At 69.6% G+C, this 26,546-nt stretch carries 27 protein-coding genes and 1 pseudogene; 11 read left to right on the forward strand and 17 right to left on the reverse strand.

The window, feature by feature from the left end; all coding sequences use genetic code 11:
* Positions 1-2: 2 nt before the first annotated feature.
* The 3 genes from hemC to Aple_RS42070 are packed head-to-tail and all read right to left on the reverse strand — an operon-like array spanning position 3 to position 2,892.
* The gene (gene hemC, locus Aple_RS42060; protein WP_281361692.1) at positions 3-902 is read right to left on the reverse strand and encodes a hydroxymethylbilane synthase; all 900 of its coding nucleotides are present in this window, start codon (positions 900-902) and stop codon (positions 3-5) included.
* Positions 899-2,200, reverse strand: coding sequence for a glutamyl-tRNA reductase (locus Aple_RS42065; protein WP_155350367.1), 1,302 nt, complete (start codon positions 2,198-2,200; stop codon positions 899-901). The genes hemC and Aple_RS42065 overlap by 4 nt, the downstream gene beginning before the upstream one ends.
* Positions 2,197-2,892 (reverse strand): redox-sensing transcriptional repressor Rex, encoded by a 696-nt coding sequence (locus tag Aple_RS42070; protein WP_155350368.1) that lies wholly within the window; start codon positions 2,890-2,892, stop codon positions 2,197-2,199. The genes Aple_RS42065 and Aple_RS42070 overlap by 4 nt, the downstream gene beginning before the upstream one ends.
* A gap of 161 nt (positions 2,893-3,053) precedes the next feature.
* Here Aple_RS42070 and Aple_RS42075 point away from each other — a divergent pair, with 161 nt between their 5' ends.
* A complete protein-coding gene (locus Aple_RS42075; RefSeq protein ID WP_155350369.1) occupies positions 3,054-3,290 on the forward strand; it encodes a glutaredoxin family protein in 237 nt (78 codons plus the stop codon).
* Here Aple_RS42075 and Aple_RS42080 read toward each other — a convergent pair.
* Complete coding sequence (locus tag Aple_RS42080; protein ID WP_155350370.1) at positions 3,287-4,690, reverse strand: putative quinol monooxygenase; 1,404 nt, start codon at positions 4,688-4,690, stop codon at positions 3,287-3,289. The genes Aple_RS42075 and Aple_RS42080 overlap by 4 nt on opposite strands.
* A 177-nt stretch (positions 4,691-4,867) precedes the next feature.
* Between Aple_RS42080 and Aple_RS42085 the strand changes: the two genes are divergently transcribed.
* From Aple_RS42085 to Aple_RS42095, 3 genes are all read left to right on the forward strand, one after another.
* Entirely contained in the window at positions 4,868-5,518 is a 651-nt protein-coding gene (locus tag Aple_RS42085) for a sigma-70 family RNA polymerase sigma factor (RefSeq protein WP_155350371.1), read from the forward strand.
* Between the two features lie 99 nt (positions 5,519-5,617).
* Complete coding sequence (locus Aple_RS42090; RefSeq protein ID WP_155350372.1) at positions 5,618-6,298, forward strand: DUF5667 domain-containing protein; 681 nt, start codon at positions 5,618-5,620, stop codon at positions 6,296-6,298.
* A gap of 111 nt (positions 6,299-6,409) precedes the next feature.
* Entirely contained in the window at positions 6,410-7,279 is an 870-nt protein-coding gene (locus Aple_RS42095; RefSeq protein WP_155350373.1) for an HAD family hydrolase, read from the forward strand.
* Here the strand turns inward: Aple_RS42095 and Aple_RS42100 are convergent.
* From Aple_RS42100 to Aple_RS42160, 13 genes are all read right to left on the reverse strand, one after another.
* The gene (locus tag Aple_RS42100; RefSeq protein WP_155350374.1) at positions 7,276-8,076 is read right to left on the reverse strand and encodes a lysophospholipid acyltransferase family protein; all 801 of its coding nucleotides are present in this window, start codon (positions 8,074-8,076) and stop codon (positions 7,276-7,278) included. The two genes, Aple_RS42095 and Aple_RS42100, sit on opposite strands and share 4 nt — an antisense overlap.
* The gene (locus Aple_RS42105) at positions 8,073-9,089 is read right to left on the reverse strand and encodes an NAD-dependent epimerase/dehydratase family protein (RefSeq protein WP_155350375.1); all 1,017 of its coding nucleotides are present in this window, start codon (positions 9,087-9,089) and stop codon (positions 8,073-8,075) included. Before Aple_RS42105 ends, Aple_RS42100 begins: the two co-directional genes overlap by 4 nt.
* Positions 9,090-9,155: 66 nt before the next feature.
* Positions 9,156-9,254: a 30S ribosomal protein bS22 gene (locus Aple_RS42110; protein ID WP_018654693.1), complete on the reverse strand. Its 99-nt coding sequence runs from the start codon at positions 9,252-9,254 to the stop codon at positions 9,156-9,158.
* Between the two features lie 155 nt (positions 9,255-9,409).
* Positions 9,410-9,613, reverse strand: coding sequence for a helix-turn-helix domain-containing protein (locus Aple_RS42115; RefSeq protein ID WP_030456159.1), 204 nt, complete (start codon positions 9,611-9,613; stop codon positions 9,410-9,412).
* A gap of 302 nt (positions 9,614-9,915) precedes the next feature.
* Positions 9,916-10,698, reverse strand: coding sequence for a phosphatase (locus tag Aple_RS42120; RefSeq protein WP_155350376.1), 783 nt, complete (start codon positions 10,696-10,698; stop codon positions 9,916-9,918).
* A complete protein-coding gene (locus tag Aple_RS42125; protein WP_155350377.1) occupies positions 10,695-11,858 on the reverse strand; it encodes an acetoin utilization protein AcuC in 1,164 nt (387 codons plus the stop codon). The genes Aple_RS42120 and Aple_RS42125 overlap by 4 nt, the downstream gene beginning before the upstream one ends.
* Before the next feature lie 22 nt (positions 11,859-11,880).
* Positions 11,881-13,065 (reverse strand): ABC transporter permease, encoded by a 1,185-nt coding sequence (locus Aple_RS42130; RefSeq protein WP_155350378.1) that lies wholly within the window; start codon positions 13,063-13,065, stop codon positions 11,881-11,883.
* Positions 13,062-13,751: an ABC transporter ATP-binding protein gene (locus Aple_RS42135; RefSeq protein WP_155350379.1), complete on the reverse strand. Its 690-nt coding sequence runs from the start codon at positions 13,749-13,751 to the stop codon at positions 13,062-13,064. The genes Aple_RS42130 and Aple_RS42135 overlap by 4 nt, the downstream gene beginning before the upstream one ends.
* Positions 13,748-15,106 (reverse strand): efflux RND transporter periplasmic adaptor subunit, encoded by a 1,359-nt coding sequence (locus Aple_RS42140; RefSeq protein WP_170321942.1) that lies wholly within the window; start codon positions 15,104-15,106, stop codon positions 13,748-13,750. The genes Aple_RS42135 and Aple_RS42140 overlap by 4 nt, the downstream gene beginning before the upstream one ends.
* A gap of 22 nt (positions 15,107-15,128) precedes the next feature.
* A complete protein-coding gene (locus Aple_RS42145; protein ID WP_246265145.1) occupies positions 15,129-16,337 on the reverse strand; it encodes an MFS transporter in 1,209 nt (402 codons plus the stop codon).
* A 69-nt stretch (positions 16,338-16,406) separates the two neighbouring features.
* The gene (proC, locus tag Aple_RS42150) at positions 16,407-17,201 is read right to left on the reverse strand and encodes a pyrroline-5-carboxylate reductase (protein WP_218038777.1); all 795 of its coding nucleotides are present in this window, start codon (positions 17,199-17,201) and stop codon (positions 16,407-16,409) included.
* 34 nt (positions 17,202-17,235) lie between these two features.
* The gene (locus tag Aple_RS42155) at positions 17,236-17,970 is read right to left on the reverse strand and encodes an ABC transporter permease (RefSeq protein ID WP_155350382.1); all 735 of its coding nucleotides are present in this window, start codon (positions 17,968-17,970) and stop codon (positions 17,236-17,238) included.
* Positions 17,967-18,695 carry an ABC transporter ATP-binding protein gene (locus Aple_RS42160; RefSeq protein WP_218038778.1) on the reverse strand — a complete coding sequence of 243 codons (729 nt, stop codon included), beginning with the start codon at positions 18,693-18,695 and terminating at the stop codon, positions 17,967-17,969. The genes Aple_RS42155 and Aple_RS42160 overlap by 4 nt, the downstream gene beginning before the upstream one ends.
* A 140-nt stretch (positions 18,696-18,835) precedes the next feature.
* Here Aple_RS42160 and Aple_RS42165 point away from each other — a divergent pair, with 140 nt between their 5' ends.
* The 7 genes and pseudogenes from Aple_RS42165 to clpB all read left to right on the forward strand — a co-directional run bounded on the left by Aple_RS42165 (position 18,836) and on the right by clpB (position 26,538).
* The gene (locus tag Aple_RS42165) at positions 18,836-19,201 is read left to right on the forward strand and encodes a hypothetical protein (protein ID WP_246265148.1); all 366 of its coding nucleotides are present in this window, start codon (positions 18,836-18,838) and stop codon (positions 19,199-19,201) included.
* Positions 19,198-19,584 carry a hypothetical protein gene (locus Aple_RS42170; RefSeq protein WP_155350384.1) on the forward strand — a complete coding sequence of 129 codons (387 nt, stop codon included), beginning with the start codon at positions 19,198-19,200 and terminating at the stop codon, positions 19,582-19,584. The genes Aple_RS42165 and Aple_RS42170 overlap by 4 nt, the downstream gene beginning before the upstream one ends.
* Before the next feature lie 188 nt (positions 19,585-19,772).
* Entirely contained in the window at positions 19,773-21,656 is a 1,884-nt protein-coding gene (gene dnaK / locus Aple_RS42175; protein ID WP_155350385.1) for a molecular chaperone DnaK, read from the forward strand.
* A complete protein-coding gene (gene grpE, locus Aple_RS42180; RefSeq protein ID WP_155350386.1) occupies positions 21,653-22,306 on the forward strand; it encodes a nucleotide exchange factor GrpE in 654 nt (217 codons plus the stop codon). The genes dnaK and grpE overlap by 4 nt, the downstream gene beginning before the upstream one ends.
* Positions 22,307-22,386: 80 nt before the next feature.
* Entirely contained in the window at positions 22,387-23,556 is a 1,170-nt protein-coding gene (gene dnaJ, locus Aple_RS42185) for a molecular chaperone DnaJ (protein WP_155350387.1), read from the forward strand.
* Positions 23,557-23,559: 3 nt separating this feature from the next.
* Positions 23,560-23,818 (forward strand): annotated as a pseudogene (locus tag Aple_RS42190) (heat shock protein transcriptional repressor HspR); the annotation flags it as partial.
* A 122-nt stretch (positions 23,819-23,940) separates the two neighbouring features.
* Positions 23,941-26,538 carry an ATP-dependent chaperone ClpB gene (gene clpB / locus Aple_RS42195; RefSeq protein ID WP_155350389.1) on the forward strand — a complete coding sequence of 866 codons (2,598 nt, stop codon included), beginning with the start codon at positions 23,941-23,943 and terminating at the stop codon, positions 26,536-26,538.
* The last annotated feature ends 8 nt before the right edge of the window (positions 26,539-26,546 follow it).

Genomic DNA, 26,546 nt, shown 5'->3' on the forward strand with positions numbered 1-26,546 from the left:
GCTCAATGGGACCCCATCAACGTGCCGGCCCCTTGCGCGATCATGGCGGCCGCGAGCTCGCGCCCGAGGTCCATGGCTGCCGTCCGGGGTCCGGAGGCGGACTTGCGGACCGCTCGCGCGCCGTCGATCGCGACGACGGTGGCGGTCAAATTCAACGTGTGCCCGTCATCTGCCGCATACGCGCCCACCGGCGCGGAGCAGCCCGCCTCCAGGGCGGCCAGCACCGCCCGCTCGGCGGTGACGGCGGCCCTGGTCCTGGCGTCGTCGAGCACGGACAGCAGCTCGACCAGGTCGGGGCGCCCGGTCAGGCACTCCACCGCGAGCGCGCCCTGCCCGGGGGCGGGCAACATCTCGTCGGTGTCGAACAGCTGGGCGATCTCGCCGTCGCGGCCCAGGCGGGTGAGCCCGGCGGCGGCCAGCACCACCCCGTCCAGCTCGCCGGCGGCGACCTTGCCGATCCGGGTGTCGGCGTTGCCGCGAATCGGCACATACTCCAGGTCGGCGCGGAGCGCGCGCAGCTGGGCGATCCGGCGCGGCGAGCCGGTGCCGACCCTGGCCCCTGGCGCCAGGTCGGCCAGCTTGACCGCGCCCACCAGGGCGTCCCTGGGGTCGTCGCGGAGCGGAATGGCCGCGATGGTGATCTGCGGGTCGGCGGCGGTGGGCAGATCCTTGAGCGAGTGCACGGCGAAGTCGATGTCGCCCTCGATCAGGTGGGTGCGCAGCTCGCTGACGAACACGCCGGTGCCGCCGAGCTGGCTGAGCTGCGCCTTGCTCACGTCGCCCAAGGTAGTGATGCCGACGAGTTCGACCGCCCGGCCGGTGAGCGCGGTCAGCCGGTCCGCCACCTGCTGCGACTGCGTGGTCGCCATCAGGCTCTTGCGGGTGCCCAGCCTCAGCTTCACTGTTCGAGCTCCATCCTGGATACGGCGCCTGGCGCCTTCGGGTCCAGATTGAACAGTTCGCGGAGCGCCTCGGCATAATGATCGCCTGCCGGGGACGCCGCGAGCTGCTTGACACGCACAGTCGGCTCATGGAGGAGTTTGTCCACCACGCGCCTGACCATGTGCGCGACCTCGTCTTTCAGCTTGCCATCGAGTTCGGGTACTCGCGCCGTCAACCGGCCCATCTCGGCCTCGACCACGGCCGCCGCCCGGCTGCGCAGCGCGATCACCGTCGGCGTGACCCGGGCCGCGCGGGTCTGGTCCAGGTAGGCGGCGACCTCCTCGGCCACGATCCCCCGGACCGCGTCGATCTCGGCCCCGCGCCCGCCGTCGCCGCCGATCCCGGCCTGCTGCATGGAGTCCAGGTCGACCAGGGTGACGCCGGGGAACGTGCGCACGCCCGGGTCCACGTCGTGCGGCAGCGCCAGGTCCAGCAGGAACAGCGGCCGGCTCCGGCCCGCCATCGCCGCCAGCACCATATCCGTGGTGATCGCGCGATTGCCCGCCCCCACGCAGGAGACCACCAGGTCGGCCTGGGCCATCTCGGCGGGGACGCCGGTGAGTTCGACCGCCCGGCCGCCGACCGTCTCGGCGAGCCGTACGGCGCGCTCGTAGGTGCGGTTGGCGATGACGATGTTGGTGACGCCCGCGCGGGCCAGGGTGGCGGCGGACAGGGCGCTCATCGAGCCCGCGCCGACGACCAGGGCGCGGCGGCCCGCGATCGGGCCGAGCACCCGCCCGGCCAGGTCCAGGCCGACGCCGACCAGGGAGGCGCCCGCGCGGTCGATGCCGGTCTCGCTGTGCGCGCGCTTGCCCGCCCGCAGCGCGTGCTGGACCAGCTCGTTCAGCGTCGGGCCGACGCTGCCCTCGTGCTGGGCGGTCCGCAGCGCCGTTCTGATCTGGCCGAGGATCTGGCCCTCGCCGACGACCATGGAGTCCAGGCCGCAGGCGACCGAGAACAGGTGGTGGACCGCGCGCTCCTCGTAGTGCACGTAGAGGTGCCGGGTCAGCTGCTCCTGCGGGACGCCGGAGTGGGTGGCCAGCAGGTCGGTCAGCGCGGTGACCCCGCCGTGGAACTTGTCCACGTCGGCGTAAAGCTCGACCCGGTTGCAGGTGGAGACGACCATGGCCTCCGACACGTGCGCGTCCTGGCGCACGTCGTGCAGCAGCTTCAGCAGCGCGTCACCCGAGACGGTCACACACTCCAGCAGAGCCACCGGAGCGGTCCGGTGGCTGAGCCCGACGATGAGCATGGTCATCCGGCCTCCCCGGCCCAGTCCTCGGCCATCATGGGCCCCCCACTCACCTTGCGCTGCTCATGAAACGCGAGGATCTGCAGTTCAATGGATAGATCGACCTTACGGACATCGACACCGTCTGGCACCGTGAGCACGACGGGGGCGAAATTCAAGATACTCGTGACACCGGCGGCGATGACCCGGTCGCAGACCTGCTGCGCCGCCGTCGCGGGTGTGGCGATCACCACGATCGACACGCCGCGCTTGCGGATGACGGCCTCCAGGCCGTCGGAATGTTCCACCGTCAGGCCCGCGATGTGGTCCCCGACCACGGCGGGGTCGGCGTCCAGCAGCCCGGCCACCCGGAATCCCCTGGACACGAAGCCGCCGTAGTTGGCCAGCGCCCGACCCAGGTTTCCGACGCCCACGATGGCCACCGCCCAGTCCTGGGTGAGGCCGAGCTCGCGGGAGATCTGGTAGATCAGGTACTGCACGTCGTAGCCGACGCCGCGGGTGCCGTACGACCCCAGGTGGGAGAGGTCCTTGCGGAGTTTGGCGGAGTTCACGCCCGCGGCCAGGGCCAGATCCTCCGAGCTCACGGTCGCGGTGCCACGCTCGGCCAGGCCGTTCAGGGCACGCAGGTAGAGCGGCAGCCGCGCGACGGTCGCGTCGGGGATGCCACGCTCACGAGCTTGCGGAATACGGCGGATCACTAGCCGGAGCTCCCGGGGGGAATGAGACGGACGTTGAGAACAAACCCCAGGTTAGTGCCTTTGTGAAGCCATGCACAAAGTCGAGGCTTATCCGTCCGTGCTCAACAACTGTGCCAGCCGGAGGGGCCGGTCTCCAATTCGCCCCCCGTACTGTGGAACGCATGGCTCATTCGATCACCCTGTACGGCAAGCCAGGCTGCCACCTCTGCGCGGACGCCCGCGAGATCATCGCCCGGGTGGCCGGGGAGCTGGGCGTGCCGTGGGAGGAACATGACATCACCGCCTCCGCCGAGGACCTGGAGAAATACGGCGAGATGATCCCGGTGACGCTGATCGACGGGGTGCAGCACGACTTCTGGCGGGTCGACGAAGCGCGGCTGCGCGCGGCACTCGCCTAGATCCGGAACGCCGAGGGCAGCGGCACCACCTTCGCCGCGTTCACGCTCAGTTCGATGACATTGGTCGCCAGGACCAGCACCTGGCGTTCGGTGGCGAACCGTTCCATGTGCGGCTGCCGCTGGTGTTCGGAGAAGGCCACCTCGTCCCGGTAGAGCTCGTAGACGATGCGCTGCAGCGGCGCCGACTTAACGCCGTGGCAGACGAAGACCAGCGTGTCCGGCTCGGCCGCCTGGACCGCTTCGACGGTCTCCTCGGCCAGCTTGTCGAACGCCTCGCCGGAGCCGTCCAGGAGGGTGAAGACCGTCAGCAGGCCGTAGATGTTCGGGGCCGGCTTGGCGGTCGCGCCGATCGAGGCCGCGCCCGCGTAGACGACGCCGGTGGCCGGCATGTTGTATTCGGGGACGGCGGGCTGGGGGACGGGCATGCCGTACTCGGGGGTGCCGCCGCCGAAGCGGTCGGCGGGCATCATCGTGCCCGTCATCGGGCCGCCGAACGCGTCGGGGCCGCTGGGGCCGACCGGGGCGCCGAAGCCGCCGGTCTGCATCCTGGCCGCGTAGTCGACCTCGCCGGTCTCGCCGGCGCGGTATTCGGCCACCAGGTCGCCGAGGCCGGAGCGCAGCGGCGGGAGCTCCGGTTCGGGTTCCGGGGCACGCCGGCGGCCGTAGTCCTGCCAGTCCTGCTGGGGCGGAGGAGGCGGGGGTGGTGCGGGTTCGTCCTCCTCGTCCTCGTACGGAGCGAGCGGCCGGGCCACCGCGTACCAGATCGCGCCGGACAGGCCGCCCAGCAGGACGGCCACGAACGGGCCGGGCACGGGGAACAGGAACGCGCCCACCACGGCCATGCCGGTCGGGGCCAGCACCACGGTGGCGTTCATGTTGTCGGCGTCGTAGTCGTCCCCGCCACGCCAGCGCACCACCGCCACCATCAGCGAGATGAACAGGATCAGCAGCACGACGACGTGCACGACGCGCAGCAGCTGCTCCGGCCAGAGGTCCCAGAACGTGTTCCCGATCGGCAGCTCTTTCCCGAAGTCGTCCGGATTCGCGACCGGGTCGATCAGCATGATGACGCCGCCGACGAGGGTGAGACCCACGCCGAGCGCCCACCCGGAGAACTGGGCCGAACGTTTCTCCGCCAGCAGCTGGATCAGCCCGATGGCCAGCCAGAGCGGCGCCAGCAGCGCCCCGCCGATCTGGTAGATCCGGAACGTGAGCGGCGCGAAGCCGAGCAGGTGCCCGACCCCGATCGCGCCGAGGGCCAGGCAGAGCGAGAAGGTCGTGATGCTCCAGGCGGTCAGCCACCCGGACGCCTCCTCCCGCAACCGCCCGATCAGCGCGCCCGTGGTGATGGCGGCCAGCAGGGCTCCGGCGAAGGCAATGACAGCAACTAGAACTTCCATGGTGTCCTTATTATGGCCACGCCTCCGGCGCGGCGGGCTTGACCTACGGCGCGGAGGTTGCCCATAGGCGCTTCACCCCTGTGCCAAACCGGATCTCCAGCACGATGGACATAAGCCGCGTTGATTTCTAGAGTGTGCAAGCACGCCGACTTCCCCTTCCCCGCATGGGATATCCGGATGCCGAACACGTGGCCGTTCGCCGGGATCGCTCCTCCGGCTTCCGCTGGAGCGGTGCAGACCGCGCCCATCGAGCCAAGCACGATCACGCTCTCGCCGGAACACGACGAGATGCGCACGCTGGTCCTGCGCGCCAAGACCGGCGACACCGAGGCGTTCGGCATGCTTTACGACCGTTACGTGGAGCTTGTCTACCGCTACGTTTTCTTCCGGGTCGGCTCGCATCCTTTAGCCGAGGACCTGACCAGCGACACCTTCCTGCGCGCGCTGCGCGGCATCGCCGACTTCACCTGGCAGGGCCGGGACTTCGGCGCGTGGCTCGTGACGATCGCCCGGAACCTGGTGACCGATCATTTCAAATCAGGCCGAAACCGCTTAGAAGTCTCCACGGCCGAGGTCCTCGACACCCCGCTCGACGGGCCGCACATCCCGGAGAACGCCGTCGTCACCAATATGGTGAACGAGCACGTGATGCGCGCCGTCCAGCAACTCGGCCCGGAGCAGCAGGAATGCGTCATCCTCCGCTTCCTGTACGGCATGTCGCTGGCCGAGACCGCGCTCGTGATGGGCAAGAAAGCCGGGGCGATCAAGGCGTTGCAGTTCCGTGCCATCAAGGCGCTGGCCCGGGCGCTGCCCAAGGATCTCGGTTAAGACACGTGCCGTAACCTAGGCCGCCTGCGCGTCGTTGGGCAGGAGGCAGGGCGGGGATCATCCGGGTTGTCCGGGGGCTGACGAAACGCGGGAGCGTTCATGGGGTGGTGGCGTCGGTGGCGCGCCGGTCGCTTCTCGGCCGACGTGGTGTCCCGCCTCGGCGGCTTCGGCCACCTGCTGGGCAGCGGGCCGCGGGCCGAGTTCCGCGCCCGGCTGCGGGACGAACTGCTCAGAACCCACCAGAGCGAGCGTGTTCCCGCCGGGCAGCCGCCGCACGACCGCCCGTCGATTCCGGCCGTGCCGGGCTGGATGCGGATGCGGCCGTGGGCCGGGCTGAGCGCGATGATCGTGGCCACGGTGGTCACGGCCATGGTGACCTACTCGACCGTCCCCGGTGACCTGCTCTACCCGCTCAAGCGGGCGGCCGAGTCGACCCTGCTGACGCTGACCACCAGCGACGCCGAGTTGGCCGACCGGCAGATGACGGCGGCCAAGGCGCGGGCCGGGGAGGCGGCGGCGCTCTTACAGGCGGCCACGCCCAACCGCCAGGAGTTACTCAAAGAGACCTTGCAGGACATGGACACCACCACCCGGGCAGCCCTCAAGCGGGTCAAGCCACGCGCCAAAGCAGACGCCCGAGCCCAGGCGAAGGTACGGACGTTCGCGCGCGAGCAGCGCAATCGCGTCGAGGTCATGCTTCCCAAGCTGGACGAGGAGAACCGGGAGCGGGCCAGCGAGTATCTGGTCTTCATCGACGGATACACGGTCGGCGGCTACTAGCCCCACGCTGCGGATGTCCAGATCACGACTTTCCCATCAATACTGAACCGTCATACGCCGCTAACAGTGCGTACCCGATCTCGTCCGTCTCGGCGGTTAAGCTGATGGGCTATGAAGCGGCTACTGAGACGGCAGGACCCGGCGGAGATCGCGGCCGAAGCGGCGGGCGCGATGGCACCCGCGGCGGCCCCGCCCGTCGAACCTGACCTCACGGCGGCGGCGTTCTTCGACGTGGACAACACGATGATCCGTGGCGCGTCGATCTACCATTTCGCCCGGGGGCTGGCCTCCCGTGGCCTGTTCACCACCCAGGATCTGGTGCGTTTCGCGCTCGGGCAGGCGATGTTCCGGGTCAGGGGGAACGAGAATCCGGAGCACGTGGCCAAGGCCAAGGAGATGGCCCTCGCCTTCGTCGCGGGCCTCAAGGTGGAGGAAGTGGTCCGGCTCGGCGAGGAGATCTACGACGAGGTGATGGCCGACCGCATCTGGTCGGGCGCCCGCGCCCTCGCCCAGGCCCACCTGGACGCCGGCCAGCGGGTCTGGCTGGTCACCGCCACCCCCGTGGAGCTGGCCCAGGTGATCGCCCGTCGCCTCGGCCTCACCGGCGCCCTCGGCACGGTCGCGGAAACCGACTCCGGCGCCTACACCGGCCGCCTCGTCGGCGACCTCCTGCACGGCCCCGCCAAAGCCGACGCCGTCCGCGCCCTGGCCCGCCAGGAAGGCCTCGACCTGACCCGCTGCTCCGCCTACAGCGACTCCGCCAACGACCTCCCCATGCTCTCCATCGTCGGCCACCCCTACGCCATCAACCCCGACTCAGAACTCCGCGACCACGCCAAAGCCCAGGGCTGGGCCATCAAAGACTTCCGCACCGGCCGCAAAGCCACCATGATCGGCCTCCCCGTAGCCGCCGCCGCAGGCGCGGTAGCAGGCGGCGTCGCCGCCGGAATAGCCCTCCGCAAGCACTACAGAACTCACTAGAACGCGGAGCCTCGGCGGTCGCGTAGGGCGTCTAGCTGGTGTTGGAGGGTTTCGCGTACCTGGTCGGTGAGGTTGAAGACGGTCATGGGGTCGTCGGCGTCGCCGGGGGTGGTTTTGATGGGTTCGCCGAACTCGATCATCCATTTGGAGGGGAGGGGGATCAGGCCGAAGGCTCCCAGCCAGGGGAAGAAGGGGGTTATCGGCAGGTAGGGGAGGCCGAGCATGCGGGCGAGCAAGGTGAAGTCGCCGATCTTCGGGTAGATCTCCTCGGCGCCGACGATCGCGCAGGGGACGATGGGGACGCCGGCGCGCATGGCGGTGGAGACGAAGCCGCCGCGGCCGAAGCGTTGCAGGCGGTAGCGGTGGGTGAAGGGTTTGCCGACGCCTTTGAAGCCTTCCGGGAAGACGCCGACGAGTTCGCCCTTGCGGAGCAGGCGGTCGGCGTCTTCGGGGCAGGCGAGGGTGTGGCCGCACTTCCTGGACAGGTGGCTCAGGGTCGGCAGGCGGTAGACGAGGTCGGCGGCCAGGAGCCGGACGGCGCGGTGGGCTTCGTCGTGGAGGCAGACCTGGAGCATGAGCGCGTCCAGGGGAAGGGTGCCGGAGTGGTTGGCGACGATGAGGGCACCGTCGGCGGGCAGGTGTTCGAGGCCGGAGGTCTCCACCCGGAACCAGTGCCGGTAGAGCGGGCGAAGCAGCTCCAGCAGGACGGTGTCGGTGAGTTCGGGGTCGTAGCCGAACTCGTCCACCTCGTAGTCGCCCGAAACCCGCCGCCGGACGAACGCGAGCAGATCCTTCACCGGACCAGACCCGCGAGCGCGTCCACCACGGCGAGCGGCAGGTTACCGGTCAGCCCACGGGAGCGCAGGAAGTCGGCGTAGGCCGCAGCCGTGTCATAGCCGAAGGTCCAGCCGAGCTCGGCGACCAGGCGGGAGGAGTCCACCGCCCGCCCGTGACTCATCAGCGCCACCTGCTCGGGCGAGTAGTCCACCTGCTCGAGCCCCCGGGCCAGCTCGCCGAGGAGCCGGAACGCGGGACCGGGCAGCGGCAGCGTGGGCCGCCCCGCCCGCCGCACGCACTGCGACAGCAGCAGCACCCCGTCCCCGGCCGCGTTGAACGTGCCGGGATGATCCTCGGTGGCGGTTCTGCGCAGCACCTCGACCGCGTCGTCCTCGTGGATGAACTGCAGCCGGGGATCGAAGCCGAGCACGGTCGGCAGCACCGGCTGGGTGAAGAACCGGGTCAGCGGCGAATCCACCCCCGGACCCATCAGGTTGGCGAATCGCAAGGTCGTCACGGCCACATCCGGACGCCGCCGGGCGAACCCGCGCACGAAGCCTTCCACCTCGACGGTGTCCTTGCCGTACCCGGACGTGGGCGGCTCGGCGGGCTCGCTGCTCTCGGTGAAGACGGCCGGATCCAGCGGCGAGGAGCCGTACACGACCGTGCTGGAACGCACCACGACCCGGCGCACCGTGTCCGACCGCTGGCAGGCGGCCAGCAGCTGCAGGGTGCCGATGACGTTGTGCTCTTTCATGGCCGACCGGCTCAGGGCGGGTCCGCTGAGCAGGCTCATGTGCACCACAGTGTCGATGTCGCACGCGGCGATCACCCGGGTGATATCCGGGCTGCGCAGATCGACATGGACGAATTCCAGCCAATCACGGAGTTGGGCGCCGCCATCCCGCTCAGGCGACGTCGGCGGCACCGTATCGACTCCGATGACCCGGATGCCCGGGTCGGCTGCGAGCACGGCGGCCACACGGGCGCCGACGTGTCGGCCGACCCCAGTGACCAGCACGGTGTGGGTCATTGCCGCCTCGCAGGATGGTGCACGGTCGCTCGCCCATATCTGACCACGGGCGAGCGGCTCCGTCGGTTACTTCTTGTTTCTGCGCTGGATGCGCGTCTTCTTCAGCAGCTTGCGGTGCTTCTTCTTCGCCATGCGCTTACGACGCTTCTTGATGACAGAGCCCACGGGACCCCCAGGAGTCGGTTGCCGAGCCGGTGCGCGCTCGCACACCGGCTCAACAGACTACCGGCGATCGACCGTCGATCGCTCCCCCGGGGGGATCCCATTGAGCCACTAATGAACCATCGCCTGGTGAGCGTTGGTTCCGCCGCCTGGTTACTTCATCCAGCCTCGATGAAAGCATCCCTCAGATAGTCGTGGACCGCCTGTTCGGGCACTCTGAAGGATCGGCCTACCCTGATGGCCGGCAACTCACCCGAGTGCACGAGCCGGTACACCGTCATCTTGGACACCCGCATGACCGTGGCCACTTCAGCCACCGTCAGGAACTTCACCTCGCTGAGAGGTCTTTCGCCTGCACCCATCGGACGCCTCTTCCGCACGTGTTTACGGGTTATCCCCACTGGTGCCATTGCTCACGCACGTGTACTGCCGTCAGCGTAAGTCGCGACCCCGAGAAGGCAAACCCCCCATTTCATCAGTCCCCGGGGGCTCGCGCGGCCGAAACCGGGAAAATCGCTGGCCAGCAGCCGGACCGTGCCCCTCGCCAAGATCTTGGAACGGACCAACTTCTCTCACATTAGAGTCGCCCAGGCCCACAAAAAAGTTGGCAACCGGTCGACACACTGGTGCAAAAGCGGGCGCGAAATACCCCAAAAGGGAGGTCCTAAAGCCCAGCGGTGATCCAAGCCAGCAGGTAGCGGGTCAACGGACCGTAATATCTGGGGAGCACATTGTCATCAAGCGGCACAGTCACCGCGATTTTCCCCTCTGCCTCGCCTACGAAGAGGCCGGGGTCGTTACTGTCCGCGAAGGCCACCGTCTCAATTCCGGCCTCGCCGGCCGCCCCGGCCCAGCCGTGGTCGGCGATCACGAAGTCCGGCCGATCCTCGGCCAGCATCGCCTGCATCGGGGCGGCGTCGTGGGTGTGCACCAGCGCGCCGCCGTCGTCCAGCAGGGCGACGTCCTCGATGTACCTGATCCGCCTGCGGCGGCCGTACGAGCCGGGCTGGTACATCCAGCCCTCGGCCGGGGTGACCAGGGTGGCGCCGTGCGCGGCGAGAAACCGGGCCAGGGCCAGGTGGATGACCATGATGCCGGTGGGGTGCCCGGTGGCCAGGGTGAACCGGCTGTCCGGCCGGCTGAGGGCGGCCGCGATGCGGTCGCCCATCGCCTCGATGGCGGCGACCGTGCGCTCGGGGTCGATGGTGTCCTGGCCGTAGCGGTGTTCCGGGTCGGCGATCACCCCGGCCGACTTGGCCATCAGCGCCAGCACGTCCCGGTAGCTCCAGGTGCTCTCGAAGGTGAGCCCGAGCAGGTAGTGCGGGTCCCCGACGGCCAGCGAGCGGTAATGGTCGAGATTGTTGTCCCGGGGCGTCGCCACGTCCCCGGCGACTCGGGTGTGGACGAGCTGTTCGATCAGTTCGTCGCGCGTGGGGGCATTCGTCATGGCATCGGGTCCAGACCGTGGAGGGGGAAGACCGCGTTCCGGGTGGCCATGATGGCGCGGTCGATGGGGTCCGCCGGGTCGAAACCCTGAGCGATATCACGATATTCCGGATTTCGGCCGTCGGTCATCGTGAGCGGCGGGACCTCACCGGTCCGCTGCCGCACGAACGCGCGCCACTCGTCCGGCGTCCGCGTCTCGGGGTCCACCGGCACTCCGGCGGCCTCGGCGATCAGATGGGTCCAGGCCCGGGGCACCACCTGGACCAGCTCGTAGCCACCGCCCCCGGTCGCCACCCACCGCCCGCCGGCCGTCTCGTGCGCCAGCTTGTGCAGCTCCTGGTACGCCGTGCGCTGCCCGTCCAGGCTCAGCATCAGATTGGCCAGCGGATCCAGCGCATGGCTGTCGCACCCCTGCTGGCTCACCAGGATCTGCGCGTCGAACTCCCGCAGCAGCGGCGGCACCACCGCGTGAAAGGCCCGCAGCCACCCCTGATCGCCACAGCCCGCCGGCAGCGCCACGTTCACCGCGGTGCCCGCGATGCCGGTCTCCTCCGGATATCCGGTGCCCGGAAAGAGGGTGCGCGGCGACTCGTGCAGGCTGATCGTCAGCACCCGGGGGTCGTCGTAGAACATCGCCTGCACCCCGTCACCGTGGTGCACGTCCACGTCCACGTACGCGACCTTCGACGCCCCCTGCTCCAGCAGCCACGCGATCGCGAGCCCGGGATCGTTGTAGACGCAGAAGCCGCTCGCGTTCGCGGGCATCGCATGATGCAGCCCGCCCGCCACGTTGATCGCGTGCTCCGCCTCCCCCGCCCAGACCGCCCTGGCGGCGGCCAGCGTGGCCCCGGCGACGAGCGCGGAGGCCTCGTGCACGCCCGCGAAGGCGGGATTGTCCGACGTGCCGAGCCCGGCGTTCAGGTCGGGCCTGCCGGTCTTGGAGACCCGCTTGACCGCGTCGATGTAATGCCGCTCGTGCACCAGGCCGAGCTCGTCGTCCGCGGCGGGAGCGCATCCGACCAGCTCCACCGCGTCCAGCACGCCGAGCTCGCGGGCCAGCGCCATGGTGAGCTCGACCCGGACCGGCGCGAGCGGATGCCGTGGCCCGAAGTCGTACGACGTCAGCGCGTCATCCCAAACCACCCGCACCGCGTCGCTCATGCCATGAAATTACCGCATCAGCTCATTCGGCCCGCAGCGCCACCACCGGATCGAGCTTGCCGGCCCGCCGCGCCGGAGCCACCCCGAAGAACACCCCGACCCCGACCGACACGCCGAACGCCAGCGAGATCGACCACCAGGTGATCGCGGCCGGGACCGGCGAGAGCGCCGCGATCAGCAGCGCCCCGCCGACCCCGAGCAGGATGCCGATCACCCCGCCGATGGTGGTCAGCAGCACGGCCTCGATCAGGAACTGGCCCAGGATGTCGCGCTGCCGCGCCCCCAGCGCCTTGCGCAGCCCGATCTCCTTGGTCCGCTCGCGCACGCTGACCAGCATGATGTTGGAGACGCCGACCCCGCCGACCAGCAGCGAGATGCCCGCGATGGCGGCCAGCACGCCGGTCAGCATGCCGAGCACGGTGCCGATGGTGCCCAGCAGCTGGGTCTGGGTGACGGCCGAGAACTTCTCGCCCGGGTAACGCTGGACCAGCGCGTCCACCACCTTGCGCTGGAGCGGCTCGATCTCGTCGGGTCCGGACGCTCCGACCGCGATGCCGTTGATCCTGGCCACTCCGATCAGGCGCTGCGCGGTGGTGACCGGGACGTGCACCTCCTGGTCGCGGGCCACTCCGAAGGTCGCGCCGACCTTCTCGTAGACGCCGATGACCCGGAACCGCACCCCGGAGATGGTGGCCTGGCGGCCGACCGGGTCCACGTCGCCGAACAGCCGGGCGGCGACCTCGGAGCCGAGGATCACCACCCGGCGGCGGGTGTCCACGTCGGTCTCGGTGAGGTATCTGCCGCGCCGCAGCGGCCGGTCGAAGATGTTGGGCAGGAACTGGTCGGTGCCGAGCACGGTCACGAACGCCTCGTCCCGGCCGACCCTGATCGTCTCGCCGGACTGCACGGAGACGGTCACCCGGGATTCGTCGCCGACGACCCGGCGCACGTAGGCGACGTCGGTGAGGTCGAGGCGGCTCTGGGTGGGGGCGGCGGCGAAGTTCAGCTGGCCGGGCACGACCAGGATGATGTTGCTGCCGAGCCCGGCGATCTCCTGTTCGATGGCGTTCTTGGCGCCGGTGCCGATGGCGACCAGGACCACCACGGCGGCCACGCCGATGATCACGCCCAGCATGGTCAGCCCGCTGCGGAGCCGGTTGACGCGCAGGGCTTCCAGCGCCATCCGCAGCGCTTCCGCGGTTCTCACGACGCTCCCGAGTCGAGCTCGATGACGCCGTCCCTGACGTGGATCTGGCGGCGGGCCCGGCCCGCGACCTCGGGTTCGTGGGTGACCAGGATGACGGCCACACCGCTGTCGGCGTTGAGGCGTTGCAGCAGGTTCATCACCTCGGCGCCGTTGCGGGAGTCCAGGTTGCCGGTCGGCTCGTCGGCGAGCACCACCTTGGGGTCGCCGACGAGGGCGCGGGCGATGGCGACCCGCTGCTGCTCGCCGCCGGACATCTGGGCGGGGCGGTGGGCGAGCCGGTGCGCCAGGCCGACCGCTTCCAGGGCGGCCTTGGCTCGGCTCCGGCGTTCGGCGCGGGGCACGCCGCGGTAGACGAGCGGGAGGGCCACGTTGTCCAGGGCCGAGGTTCTGGCCAGCAGGTGGAAGGACTGGAAGACGAAGCCGATGGTCTGGTTGCGTAACTCGGCCAGTTCGGTGTCGTTGAGCGTGGCGACGTCGACGCCGCCCACGCGGAGGGTGCCGGAGGTGGGGCGGTCCAGGCAGCCGAGCAGGTGCATGAGGGTGGATTTGCCGGAACCGGACGGGCCGATGATGGCGGCGAACTCGCCGGGGCCGACGGTCAGGTCGACGCCTCTGAGCGCCTCCACCGAGACGCCTTCCAGCTGGTAGGAGCGGGTCAGGGCGACCGCCTCGAAGGCCGGGGTCACCCGAGCTCCTGTCCTTCGCGTACGGTGTCGGCGCCCTTGACCACGATCCGGTCGCCGACCTGGAGGCCGGTGAGGATCTCCACCATGGTGTCGCCCTGGGCGCCGAGCTTGACGGTTCTGCGCTGGGCTTTGCCGTCGCGTACCAGCCAGACCATGCTCTCCCGGCCGCTGGAGACGATCGCGGAGGCGGGCACGGCGACCGTGTCAGGGGAGTCGCGGACGGTGAGGCGGATGACGGCGCTCATGCCGGGTTTGGGGGCGGGGGCTTCGCTGCCGTCGTCGTACAGGCCGTCGCCGAGGGAGAGGCGGACCGGGTAGCTGACGCCGCCGGTGGCGCCCTCCTTCGGGGTGACGCCGACGCCGGTGACGCGGGCGGCGTAGCTGGCGCCGGGGACGGCGTCGAACTCGACGGTGGCCTCGGTGCCGTCCGTGACGAGCAGGACGTCGGTCTCGTCCACGTCGGCGGCGAGGCTGAGTTTGGAAATATCGGTGATTGTCACGATCGCGTCGCCGGTGGCGACGGGGACGCCGGTGGCGATCACGCCCGCTGATCGGCCGGTGGAGCCGCTGGAGGGCAGGGCCATGCCCGCGGGCAACAGCGCGCTGAGATCAGGCTGAGCTCCGCTGGAACCGGCTCCGCCGAGGGTGACCACGCCGCCGAAGGGGGCTTTGATGGTCAGCGCGTCCACGGTGGACTTGGCCGTCTTCACGGCCGCTTTGGTCTGGGTTCTGGACGCGGCCTGCAGGGAGCTCATCGACTCGGTCAGGCCACCGAGACCCGCGCCGAGCTGCCCGGTCACCTGGGAGAGGCTCCGGTTGACCGAGGTGTTGAGGCCGTTCACGAGCTCGCCTAGGGCGTCGTGCTGGGCTTCCGCGGCGTCCAGGGCGCTGAGCAGCTGCTCCCGGATCACGCGGTCCTCGATCTTCTTGGCGGAGGTACGGGCCTTCGCGAAGTTGCGCCGTACCTTCGCGTCGAGCTTGCCGGAGAGCTGCAGCTTCGGCAGCTGGATCGACGGCGCGGCCCCGCCCGAGGAGACGCTCTTGGCCGCCTGGGCGTCGGCCTTGCGCGCCTGGTCCAGCTGGTCTCGGGCCTGCTTGGAGGTGATCTTGGCCAGGATCTGGCCCTTCTTCACCGTGTCGCCGTCGCTCACGTAGAGCTTGCCGACCGTGCCGGCGGCCGGGGAGGTGAGCGTGGCGGTCGCCCGCGCGCCGACGGTTCCCGGAGCCTCCACGACCTCGCTCACCGACGCCCTGGTCACCTGCGCGATCTGGACGTTCGGGGGCTCGTCGCCGGTGCACCCGGTGAGCAGGAAGGTCAGGATGAGAAGCGGGGGGATGCCGCGACGAATCGTCACTCGACCCATCGTAATGTGATGCTTACTCGGCCTTTGTGACAGCTCTCAGGTTTCGTACGGCAGGGGTCGCGAGCAGCACGACAATGCCCAGCAGCCCCGTCGCGCAGCCGAACAGCAGCACGGTGTCGGCGCCCACCCGCGCCCCCACCGCCGGAGCCAGCGACTGCCCGATCGGAATGCTCAGCACCGAACCCGCCACCTCGTAGGCGGTGACCCGGTTGAGCACCTCCCCCGGCACCTGCGTCTGCACGCTGGTCGCCCACATCACCGACCAGAACGCCCAGGCCGCCCCGGCCAGGATCATCGCCGAGACGATGTACGGCAACGGCAGCCGCAACGCGATGACCAGCGGCATCGCCATGAACGCGATCATCGCGACGGCCCCGGAGAACAGCGGCCTGGACGGGCGGTACCGCATGGCGATCAGGCCGCCGAGGATGCTGCCGACCCCTTCACCGGTGACCCCGATCACGAACGCGCTCTCGCCGAGGCTCTTGGTGACCAGTTCCGCGCCCAGGGGCCAGCTCGGGCCGAACAGCGTGATGCCGTACACCGACCAGACCAGGATCACCGACCACATCCAGGTGCGGGAGCGGAACTCGCGCCAGCCCGCACGCAGGTCCTTGATCAGTTTGCTGCCGGTGACGGGCGCCAGGCGCACGCGCAGGGCGAGCAGGCAGACCGCACTGATCGCGAAGGTGCCGGCGTTCACCGCGTACACGACCCCGGCGCCGCCGAGCAGCACGATCACACCCGCCAAGCCGGGGCCGACCAGGCGGGCGACGGCGTCGGCCACCCGCAGGATCGCGTTGGCCCGCTGCGGGTCGTCGGCGATCTGCGGGATCATGCTGTTCACGCCGGGCTGGAACAGGGCGGCGCCGACGCCGCTGAGCGCGGACATGACGATCAGCAGCCAGAGCGCAGGGCGTCCGGCGAAGAACGCGAACGCGATGACGAGGTGGGTGACGACCCGCAGCAGGTCGGCGCCGATCATCATCTTCCTGGCGGTGAACCAGTCGGCGAACACGCCACCGAACAGGACGAGCCCGCCGAAGGCGGCCATCCACGCGGCGAGCACGACGCCCACGCCGACCGGGCCGTAGAGCCGTAAAACGCCCAGCGTCACCGCGATGGGCAACATCGCGTCGCCCATGAGCGCGACCGACCGGGCCACGAAATAGAGAGAAAAATCCCGCGACCACAGCGCACGACGCGCTACGACGACCGTCACCCCGACCCGCCCCGTACTATAGGAAAGATTCTTTATGATTCCCTACATCGGGGCAGCTTGGCTAGCTGATTACCCGGAGGCGAGCTGGCGGCTGCGGTCCCTGGCCGCCTCGATGGCGTCCAGGAACGCGGCCCGCACCCGGTGCCGCTCCAGCTCGGCGATCGCCGAAATCGTGGTGCCGCCCGGGGAGGTGACGGCCTCGCGCAGGATCACCGGATGCTCCCCGGAATCCCTGAGCATGATCGCCGCACCCACGATCGACTGGGTCACCATGTCGAGCGCGGCCGCCCGCGGCATCCCGAGCAGGATGCCCGCGTCCACCATCGCCTCGACCAGATAGAAAAAGTAGGCCGGCCCGCTGCCGGACAGCGCGGTCGCCGCGTCCTGCTGGGACTCCGGGATGCGCAGCACCTTGCCCACCGGGCTCAGCAGCGCCTCGGCCTGCTTCATGTGCTCCTCGGCCGCGTGCGCGCCCGCCGAGATCACGCTCATCGCCTCGTCCACCAGCACCGGCGTGTTGGACATCACCCGGACCACCGGGACGGACGCGCCCAGGCGGGACTCCACGAACGCGGTGGTGATGCCCGCCGCCACTGAGATGACCAGCCGATCGGCGGGCACGTACGGGGCGATCTCGGCGAGCAGGGTGGCCATGTCCTGCGGTTTGACCGCCAGGATCAGGGTGTCCGCGGTCTTGGCGGCTTCGGCGTTGCTGACCACGCGCACGCCGTAACGCTCCCGCAGGGCCTCGCCGCGGTCCCGGCGGCGGGCGGTGGCCATGATCTCGTTTGGCCGCCGCCCGGCACGGACGAGACCGGACAGCAGGGCCTCGCCCATCTTTCCGGTTCCGAGAATCGCGATCATGCCGTACACCTCGCACTTAGGGGACGGCCGCAGTTTACGGCGTCCTGCGGCGCAGGGTGGCCGCGCCCAGGCCGAGCGCGAGCAGGATCGATCCGACGACCACGATCACGTCGCGCCAGAAGTCGCCGTTCAGGTCCGCGCCCATGACCGCCAGTTTCATGGCCTCGATCGCGTACGACATGGGGAGCACGTTGGAGATCCACTCCAGCACGGTGGCCATCTGGTCGCGCGGGACCAGGATCCCGCCGAGCAGGATCTGCGGGATCATGACCACCGGCATGAACTGCACGGCCTGGAACTCGGTCCGGGCGAACGCGCTGCACAGCAGGCCGAGCGCGGTGCCCAGCAGCGCGTTGAGCAGCGCCACCAGGATCAGCGGCCAGAGCGCCCCGGCCAGCTCCATGCCCAGCCAGGTGAGCGAGACCGTCAGCGCCAGCGCCACCTGCAGGCAGGCCATGACGCCGAACGCCAGGCCGTAGCCGAGCAGCAGGTCGAGCTGCCCGAGCGGGGAGGCCATCAGCCGTTCCAGCGTGCCCGACGTGCGCTCCCGGAGGGTGCCGATGGAGGTGACCAGGAACATCACCAGGAACGGGAACACGCACAGCAGCACGGGCGCCCAGGCCGCGAACGACCGCTCGTCGTCCATCACGTAGTAGAGCAGCACGATGACCAGCGTCGGCACCAGCACCATCAGCGCCACCGTGCGGCGGTCGTTGCGGAGCTGGCTCATGATCCGGCGGGCGGTGGCCAGGGTGATCGTCGCGTTCATGCCGCCAGCCTCTCCTCGATCAGGCGCAGGAACGCCTGTTCCAGATCCGTCGTCCTGGTCCGGTCGCGCAGAGCCTCCGGGCTGTCGTCGGCGAGGATCTCCCCGTCGCGGAGGATGAGCAGCCGCTGGCAGCGGGCCGCCTCGTCCATCACGTGGCTGGACACGACCAGGGTGACGCCCCGGTCGGCCAGGCCCTGGAACAGCGTCCACAGCTCCTTGCGGAGCACCGGGTCGAGGCCGACGGTCGGCTCGTCCAGGAGCAGCAGCTCCGGGCTGCCGAGCAGGGAGACCGCCAGGCTGGCCCGGCTGAGCTGCCCGCCGGACAGCGTGCCGCCGAGCTGGCGGCGCTGTTCGGTGAGACCGACCTCGTCCAGCACCCGGTCCACGTCGCTCCTGGGCGCGCCGAGCACGGCGGCGAAGTAGCGCAGGTTCTCCTGCACGGACAGGTCCCGATATATGGCGGGATTTTGGGTCGAGTAGCCGATCGTGCGGCGCAGGTTCGGGCTGCCGGCGGGCTCGCCGAGCACGGTGACCTCGCCCCCGGCGACGACCTGCACGCCGACGATGGACCGGATCAGCGTCGTCTTGCCACAGCCGCTCGGGCCGAGCAGGCCGGTGACCTGGCCTCGCGGCACCTCGAACGAAACCCTGTGCAGCACCTCTTTGCCGCCCCGGGTGACCCGCAGATCCCGTACGGAGATCGCAGGCTGAGCTAAATTCATCATGCGGTGAATTTAACTCCGGGCCATACCAGAGTCAATGGTTTTATGAACCCGCGCCGGGACTCGGCCGTCATAGGGACATGAGACGGATCTGGCTGATCGCGCTCCTGCTTACGGCGGTCGCGTGTGGAGAGGGGACCTCTGTGACCACTGGCCAACCGGTCAACCCGGAACAGCCGGTCAGCACGCCGGCGAGTTCGGGCGTCCCGACCACCGGCCCTTCCATGGCCGTCGCCGTGGGGAACACCATCAACCCCCGCAAGATCCCGTGGACCGAGGTCAAGCCCGTGGCCGACGGCCTGGAGATCTTCTGGTGGTCGGGCGTGGAACCCTGCAACAGCCTTGACCGTGTGGACGTGACGTATTCCGCCACCAAGGTGACGGTCACGCTGTGGGAAGGCACCACCGACAAGGACGCGATCTGCATCGAGATCGCCATCGAGAAGAAGACGATCGTCAAGCTCTCCGAACCGGTCGGCGACCGGAAGATCGTGGACGGTGCGAAATGACCATTCGACGGGCAGCTGTGGCCCTCGCCGCGGCGCTCACGCTGAGCGTGGGCGCGGGGGCTCTCCCGGCCCAGGCCGTGGCGGCCGATCCCATCGTGAAGCCGCAGCGGGGGACGATCAACCCGCACAAGGTCAAGTGGACGTCGGCGAAGCCGTACAAGAAGGGCAAGTACCTCAAGGTGACCTGGTGGTCCGGGCCGCAGCAGTGCTACGCGCTGGACCACGTCAAGGTCAAGGAGACGCGTAAGAAGGTCACCGTCACCCTGTATGAGGGCTCGGTGAAGGACAACGGCTTCTGCATCGCGATCGCGGTCAAGAAGACCACCCTGGTCAAGCTCAAGGCTCCGCTGGGCAAGCGCAAGGTGGTCGACGGCGCGAAGTGACGTTGGGGACGGCCCGCGCTGATACCGGCGCGGGCCGTCGGCATGTGCGGGTTTGGGAACTTTTCGCGCAGCTCAAGGGTTGAGCGCATTAGACTCAAGCTGTTTGACAGCCCCGCGCTTGACAAGGGCGGGAAGCCCATCCCAATATTGAGTCTGTCTGACTCAACTTTGACTACAAGGACGTACTCATGGCACGTGCGGTAGGTATCGACCTGGGGACGACCAACTCCGTCGTCTCGATCCTTGAGGGCGGTGAGCCCACCGTCATCGCGAACGCCCAAGGCTCGCGGACCACGCCGTCCGTGGTGGCCTTCGCCAAGAACGGTGAAGTGCTGGTCGGCGAGGTGGCCAAACGCCAGGCCGTGACCAACGTCGACCGGACCATCCGGTCGGTCAAGCGCGAGATCGGCACCAACTGGTCGGTCGAGATCGACGGCAAGAAGTTCACGCCCCAGCAGATCAGCGCCTTCGTGCTGCAGAAGCTCAAGCAGGACGCGGAGGCCTACCTGGGCGAGAAGATCACCGACGCGGTGATCACCGTCCCGGCCTACTTCAACGACGCGCAGCGCCAGGCCACCAAGGAAGCCGGCACCATCGCGGGCCTCAACGTCCTGCGCATCATCAACGAGCCTACCTCGGCCGCTCTGGCCTACGGGCTCGACAAGGACCAGGACCAGACCATCCTCGTCTTCGACCTCGGCGGCGGCACCTTCGACGTGTCCCTGCTGGACGTCGGCTCCGAGGACGGGCACGGCTTCGTCGAGGTCAAGGCCACCTCGGGTGACAACCACCTGGGCGGCGACGACTGGGACCAGCGGGTCGTGGACGAGCTGGTGACCCGGTTCAAGAACGCGCACGGCGTGGACCTGTCCAAGGACAAGATGGCCACCCAGCGCCTCCGCGAGGCGGCCGAGAAGGCCAAGATCGAGCTGTCCTCGCAGACCGAGACCTCGATCAACCTGCCCTACATCACCGCCTCGGCCGAGGGTCCGCTGCACCTTGAGGAGAAGCTGACCCGCGCCGAGTTCCAGCGCATCACCGCCGACCTGCTCGAGCGCTGCAAGGGCCCGTTCCACCAGGTCATCAAGGACGCGGGGATCAAGGTCGCCGACATCGCCCACGTGGTGCTGGTCGGCGGTTCCACCCGGATGCCGGCCGTCAGCGACCTGGTCAAGGAGCTGACCGGCGGCAAGGAGCCCAACAAGGGCGTCAACCCGGACGAGGTCGTCGCGATCGGCGCCGCGCTCCAGGCCGGCGTGCTCAAGGGCGAGGTCAAGGACGTCCTGCTGCTGGACGTGACCCCGCTGTCGCTGGGCATCGAGACCAAGGGCGGCATCTTCACCAAGATCATCGAGCGGAACACCACGATCCCGACCAAGCGCTCGGAGGTGTTCACCACCGCCGAGGACAACCAGCCGTCCGTGCAGATCCAGGTCTACCAGGGCGAGCGCGAGATCGCGGCGTACAACAAGAAGCTGGCCACCTTCGAGCTGACCGGCATCGCCCCGGCGCCGCGCGGCATCCCGCAGATCGAGGTCACCTTCGACATCGACGCCAACGGCATCGTCAACGTCGGCGCCAAGGACCTGGGCACCGGCAAGGAGCAGACGATGACCATCACCGGCGGCTCCGCGCTGGCCAAGGACGACATCGACCGCATGATGCGGGAGGCGGAGTCCTACGCCGAGGAGGACAAGAACCGCCGGGAGGAGGCCGAGGTCCGCAACAACGCCGACTCGCTGGCCTACCAGACCGACAAGTTCCTCCGGGAGAACGACGACAAGGTCCCGGCCGACATCAAGACCGAGGTCAACGACGCGCTGGCTGAGCTGAAGAAGACCCTGGAGGGCACCGACACGCCCGCCATCCGGGCCGCCGCGGAGAAGCTGGCCACGGTCAGCCAGAAGATGGGCTCGGCGATCTACGCCCAGTCCGCCGCCGCGTCCGGCGCCGAGGGCGGCAACCCGGGGGGCAACCCCGGCGGTGAGCAGCAGCAGGCCAAGGCCGACGAGGATGTCGTGGACGCCGAGATCGTCGACGACGAACCGAAGCGGGAGGGCGGCGCCAAGTGACACCGCGCGAGAACGGTTCCGAGCAGGAGCCGGTGATCCGCGACAACCGGAAGATCGACCCGGAGACCCTGGAGGCGCGGGAGGCCGCGCCCGAGGAGACCTCCCCCGCCGACACCGCCGCGCTCGGCGGGGTGGCCGCGGAGATGCTCGCGGAACGCACGGCCGACCTGCAGCGGCTGCAGGCCGAATACGCCAACTATCGCAAGCGTGTCGAGCGGGACAGGACCCTCGTCCGGGAGCACGCGGTGGCCAGCGCGCTGACCGAGCTGCTGCCGGTGCTCGACGACATCGGCCGGGCCCGCGACCACGGCGAGCTCACCGGCGGTTTCGCCAAGGTGAGCGAGTCGCTGGAGGCGGCCGTCGGCAAGCTGGGCCTGACCACCTTCGGCGTGAAGGGCGACCCGTTCGACCCGACCGTGCACGAGGCGCTGATCCACAGCTACTCCCCCGAGGTGACCGAGCCGACCTGCGTGGAGATCCTCCAGCCGGGATACCGGATCGGCGAGCGGATCCTGCGCCCCGCGCGGGTGGCCGTGGCCGAACCGGAGGACGGCGGCGAGGTCACCATCCCGCCGGCCGCCGCGGACGTGCCGGCGGACGAGGTCGTCACCGGTGGAGACCTGCTCGACGACGAGCCGGAAAAAGACTGAAAATCCCCCGGGAGCCCCCTCCCGCACGCCGGGAGGGGACCCGATCACATATGCGGCAGCACAACCGGAGGAAGCGGTAGATGAGCACCAAGGACTACCTGGAGAAGGACTACTACGCCGTCCTTGGTGTGCCCAAGACCGCGACCCCCGACGACATCAAGAAGGCCTACCGCAAGCTCGCCCGGCAGTATCACCCGGACGCGAACAAGGGCAACACCGAGACCGAGGAGAAGTTCAAGGAGGTCTCCGAGGCCTACGACGTGCTGTCCGACACCAAACGCCGCAAGGAGTATGACGAGGCCCGCACGCTGTTCGGCTCCGGCCTGGGCGGCTTCGCCCGCAACCAGGGCGGCGGCCGGGGCGGCTTCGACTTCGGCGACCTGTTCGGGGGCAGCGGCCAGCAGGGCGCGGGGGACCGCATCGGCGACCTGTTCGGCGGCATCTTCAACCGGAGCGGCAGCCAGCGCCCCAGCTCGGCCGGCCGGGCCAGGCGCGGCCAGGACATCGAGTCCGAGGTGACGCTGTCGTTCGCCGAGGCGGTGGACGGCGCGACCGTCTCGCTCCGGCTGACCAGCTCCTCGGCCTGCGCGGCCTGCGCGGGCACGGGGGCCAAGGCGGGCACCACGCCGCGGGTCTGCCCGACCTGCGAGGGCACCGGGGCGGCCAGCCGCAACCTGGGCAACTTCGCCTTCTCCGAGCCGTGCCGCGACTGCCGCGGCCGGGGCCTGCTGGTGGACGACCCGTGCCCGGTCTGCGACGGCAGCGGGCGGGGCAAGAGCACCAGGAACATCCAGGCCCGGGTGCCCGCCGGGGTGAGCGACGGCCAGCGGATCAAGCTCAAGGCCAAGGGCGCGCCCGGCGAGAACGGCGGCCCCGCCGGAGACCTCTACGTGGTGGTGCACGTGCAGCCGCACCCGGTGTTCGGCCGCAGCGGCGAGAACCTGACCGTGTCGGTCCCGGTGACGTTCCCGGAGGCCGCGCTGGGCGCCGAGATCAAGGTCCCGACACTGCGCGGCATGCCGGTCACGCTCCGCATCCCGGAGAGCACGCCGAACGGCCGCACCTTCCGGGTCCGCGGCCGCGGCGCGGCCCGCAAGGACGGCACCAAGGGCGACCTGCTCGTCTCCGTCCAGGTCACCGTGCCGGAACACCTGAACGACAAGGCCAGGGCCGCGCTGGAGGAGTTCCGCGACGCGACCGAGGGTGTGGACCTACGCGAGGAACTGATCAAGCAGGCCAGAAGCGAGTAGCCGATGGACGCCAATTTCTTCGACCTGTCCGATGAAACGCCCGTCTACGTGATCTCCGTGGCGGCCCAGCTGTCGGGCCTGCACCCGCAGACGCTCCGGCAGTATGACCGCCTCGGGCTGGTCAGCCCCGGCCGCACGGCCGGGCGTGGCCGCCTCTACTCGACCCGGGACATCATCCTGCTGCGCGAGGTGCAGCGCCTCTCCCAGGAGGAGGGCATCAACCTCGCCGGGATCAAGCGGATCCTGGAGCTCGAAACCGAGAACCTCCGCCAGCGGGACGAGCTGTCCCGCCTGCGCAGCGAGCTCACGATGATCAGGGCGCTGATCCGCTACCAGCTTCCCCCCGCCTAACTTCTCTCTTTTCTTGTACTGGGGGCCACGAAAATGGACTACAAGCTCACACAGAAGAGTCAGGAAGCCCTCGCGGGGGCGATGCGCCGTGCGGCGGCGGAAGGAAATCCCGAAATTTCGCCCGCGCACTTGCTGACCACGTTACTGGCGCAGACCGGGGGCACGGCCGTGCCGCTGCTGGAGGCTGTGGGCGCGGACTGGAAGGTGTTGCGCACCCAGGCCGAGCACCTGCTGGCCGGGCTGCCGAAGGCGCAGGGGGCGACGGTCAGCGCGCCCGCCACCTCGCGGCAGCTGCTGACCGTGCTCAACACCGCGGCGCAGCGGGCCAAGCGGCTGGAGGACGACTACGTCTCGACCGAGCACCTGCTGGTCGGCCTGGCCACCGACGGCGGCCCGATCGCCGACCTGCTGAAGGCCCAGGGCGCGACGGCGAACGCGCTGCTCGACGCGTTCGAGAAGGTGCGCGGCCACGCCCGGGTGACCAGCGAGACCCCTGAGGACACCTACCAGGCCCTGGAGAAGTACGGCGTCGACCTGACCGAGCGGGCCAGGAACGGCAAGCTCGACCCGGTGATCGGCCGGGACGCCGAGATCCGCCGGGTGGTGCAGGTGCTCAGCCGCCGTACCAAGAACAACCCGGTGCTGATCGGCGAGCCGGGGGTGGGCAAGACCGCCGTGGTGGAGGGCCTGGCCCAGCGGATGGTCGCGGGTGACGTGCCGGAGAGCCTGCGCAACAAGCGCCTGGTCTCGCTGGACCTGGGCGCGATGGTGGCGGGCGCCAAATACCGGGGCGAGTTCGAGGAGCGGCTCAAGGCCGTGCTGAACGAGATCAAGGAGAGCGACGGGCAGATCGTCACGTTCATCGACGAGCTGCACACCATGGTCGGGGCAGGCGCGGCCGAGGGCGCGATGGACGCGGGCAACATGCTCAAGCCGATGCTGGCCCGCGGCGAGCTGCGCATGATCGGCGCGACCACCCTGGACGAATACCGCGAGCGCATCGAGAAGGATCCGGCGCTGGAGCGGCGGTTCCAGCAGGTCTACGTGGGCGAGCCGAGCGCGGAGGACACGATCGCCATCCTGCGCGGGCTGAAGGGCCGTTATGAGGCCCACCACCAGGTGCAGATCTCCGATGGCGCGCTGGTCGCCGCCGCCACCCTCTCCGACCGCTACATCACTGCGCGCTTCCTGCCGGACAAGGCCATCGACCTGGTGGACGAGGCGGCCAGCCGGCTGCGCATGGAGATCGACTCCCGGCCGGTCGAGATCGACGCGCTGCAGCGCGTGGTGGACCGGATGAAGATGGAGGAGCTGGCTCTCGCCAAGGAGACCGACGAGGCCAGCCTGCAGCGCCTGGAGAAGTTGCGCGAGGAGCTGGCCAACCGGCAGGAGGACCTGAACGGCCTGGTCGGGCGGTGGGAGCAGGAGAAGGCCGGGCTCAACCGGGTCGGCGACCTGAAGAAGCAGCTGGACGACAGCCGCAGCACGGCCGAGCGGGCCCAGCGTGACGGCAAGTTCGAGGAAGCCGCCCGGCTCATGTACGGCGAGGTGCCCCGCCTGGAGAAGGAGCTGGCCGAGGCCACCCACGCGGCGCAGCGCGAGCAGACCATGGTCAAGGAGGAGGTCGGCCCCGACGACATCGCCGAGGTCATCTCCGCCTGGACCGGCATCCCCGCCGGACGGCTGCTGGAAGGCGAAACCGCCAAGCTGCTCCGGATGGAAGAGGAACTGGGCAAACGCCTGATCGGCCAGCGCGCCGCCGTCCAGGCCGTCTCCGACGCGGTACGGCGCGCCAGAGCGGGCGTCTCCGACCCCGACCGGCCGACCGGCTCGTTCCTGTTCCTCGGCCCGACCGGCGTCGGCAAGACCGAGCTGGCCAAGGCGCTGGCCGACTTCCTGTTCGACGACGAGCGGGCGATGACCCGCATCGACATGAGCGAATACAGCGAGAAGCACAGCGTGGCCCGGCTGGTCGGGGCGCCGCCCGGATATGTCGGGTATGAGGAGGGCGGGCAGCTGACCGAGGCGGTGCGGCGGCGGCCGTACACGGTGGTGCTGCTGGATGAGGTGGAGAAGGCGCATCCGGAGGTGTTCGACATCCTGCTGCAGGTGCTCGACGACGGGCGGCTGACCGACGGGCAGGGGCGCACGGTCGACTTCCGGAACACCATCCTCATCCTGACCTCGAACATCGGGTCGCAGTTCCTGGTGGATCCGAAGCTGGAGAACGGGGCCAAGCGGGAGGCCGTGATGGCGGCCGTGCGGACCGCGTTCAAGCCGGAGTTCCTGAACCGGCTCGACGACGTGATCCTGTTCGACGCGCTCGGCTCCGAGGAGCTGTCCCAGATCGTGGACCTGCAGGTGGAGCACCTGGCCCGGCGGCTGTCCGCCCGGCGGCTCACGCTGACGGTGACCGCGGCCGCGCGGGACTGGCTCTCGCTGACCGGCTACGACCCGATGTACGGCGCGCGCCCGCTCCGGCGGCTGGTGCAGTCGGCCATCGGCGACCAGCTGGCCAAGGAGCTGCTGGCCGGGCAGGTCAGGGACGGCGAGGAGGTCGTCGTCGATCTGGACGAAGGCGCCGACAGCCTCGTGGTCCGACCCGCCGAACAACCAAGCACTGCCGCGTAAGGTTCTTG

Origin of the sequence: Acrocarpospora pleiomorpha (assembly GCF_009687885.1) — a bacterium.
In the GTDB taxonomy this organism is placed as follows: Bacteria; Actinomycetota; Actinomycetes; order Streptosporangiales; family Streptosporangiaceae; genus Acrocarpospora; species Acrocarpospora pleiomorpha.

Coding starts and splice junctions, on each gene's coding strand:
- Aple_RS42065 (WP_155350367.1), bottom strand. CDS start 2,200: ATGACCATGCTCATCGTCGGGCTCAGCCACCGGACCGCTCCGGTGGCT.
- Aple_RS42075 (WP_155350369.1), top strand. CDS start 3,054: ATGGCTCATTCGATCACCCTGTACGGCAAGCCAGGCTGCCACCTCTGC.
- Aple_RS42080 (WP_155350370.1), bottom strand. CDS start 4,690: ATGGAAGTTCTAGTTGCTGTCATTGCCTTCGCCGGAGCCCTGCTGGCC.
- Aple_RS42085 (WP_155350371.1), top strand. CDS start 4,868: ATGCCGAACACGTGGCCGTTCGCCGGGATCGCTCCTCCGGCTTCCGCT.
- Aple_RS42090 (WP_155350372.1), top strand. CDS start 5,618: ATGGGGTGGTGGCGTCGGTGGCGCGCCGGTCGCTTCTCGGCCGACGTG.
- Aple_RS42095 (WP_155350373.1), top strand. CDS start 6,410: ATGAAGCGGCTACTGAGACGGCAGGACCCGGCGGAGATCGCGGCCGAA.
- Aple_RS42105 (WP_155350375.1), bottom strand. CDS start 9,089: ATGACCCACACCGTGCTGGTCACTGGGGTCGGCCGACACGTCGGCGCC.
- Aple_RS42115 (WP_030456159.1), bottom strand. CDS start 9,613: ATGGGTGCAGGCGAAAGACCTCTCAGCGAGGTGAAGTTCCTGACGGTG.
- Aple_RS42120 (WP_155350376.1), bottom strand. CDS start 10,698: ATGACGAATGCCCCCACGCGCGACGAACTGATCGAACAGCTCGTCCAC.
- Aple_RS42125 (WP_155350377.1), bottom strand. CDS start 11,858: ATGAGCGACGCGGTGCGGGTGGTTTGGGATGACGCGCTGACGTCGTAC.
- proC (WP_218038777.1), bottom strand. CDS start 17,201: ATGATCGCGATTCTCGGAACCGGAAAGATGGGCGAGGCCCTGCTGTCC.
- Aple_RS42155 (WP_155350382.1), bottom strand. CDS start 17,970: ATGAACGCGACGATCACCCTGGCCACCGCCCGCCGGATCATGAGCCAG.
- Aple_RS42160 (WP_218038778.1), bottom strand. CDS start 18,695: ATGATGAATTTAGCTCAGCCTGCGATCTCCGTACGGGATCTGCGGGTC.
- Aple_RS42170 (WP_155350384.1), top strand. CDS start 19,198: ATGACCATTCGACGGGCAGCTGTGGCCCTCGCCGCGGCGCTCACGCTG.
- dnaK (WP_155350385.1), top strand. CDS start 19,773: ATGGCACGTGCGGTAGGTATCGACCTGGGGACGACCAACTCCGTCGTC.
- dnaJ (WP_155350387.1), top strand. CDS start 22,387: ATGAGCACCAAGGACTACCTGGAGAAGGACTACTACGCCGTCCTTGGT.
- clpB (WP_155350389.1), top strand. CDS start 23,941: ATGGACTACAAGCTCACACAGAAGAGTCAGGAAGCCCTCGCGGGGGCG.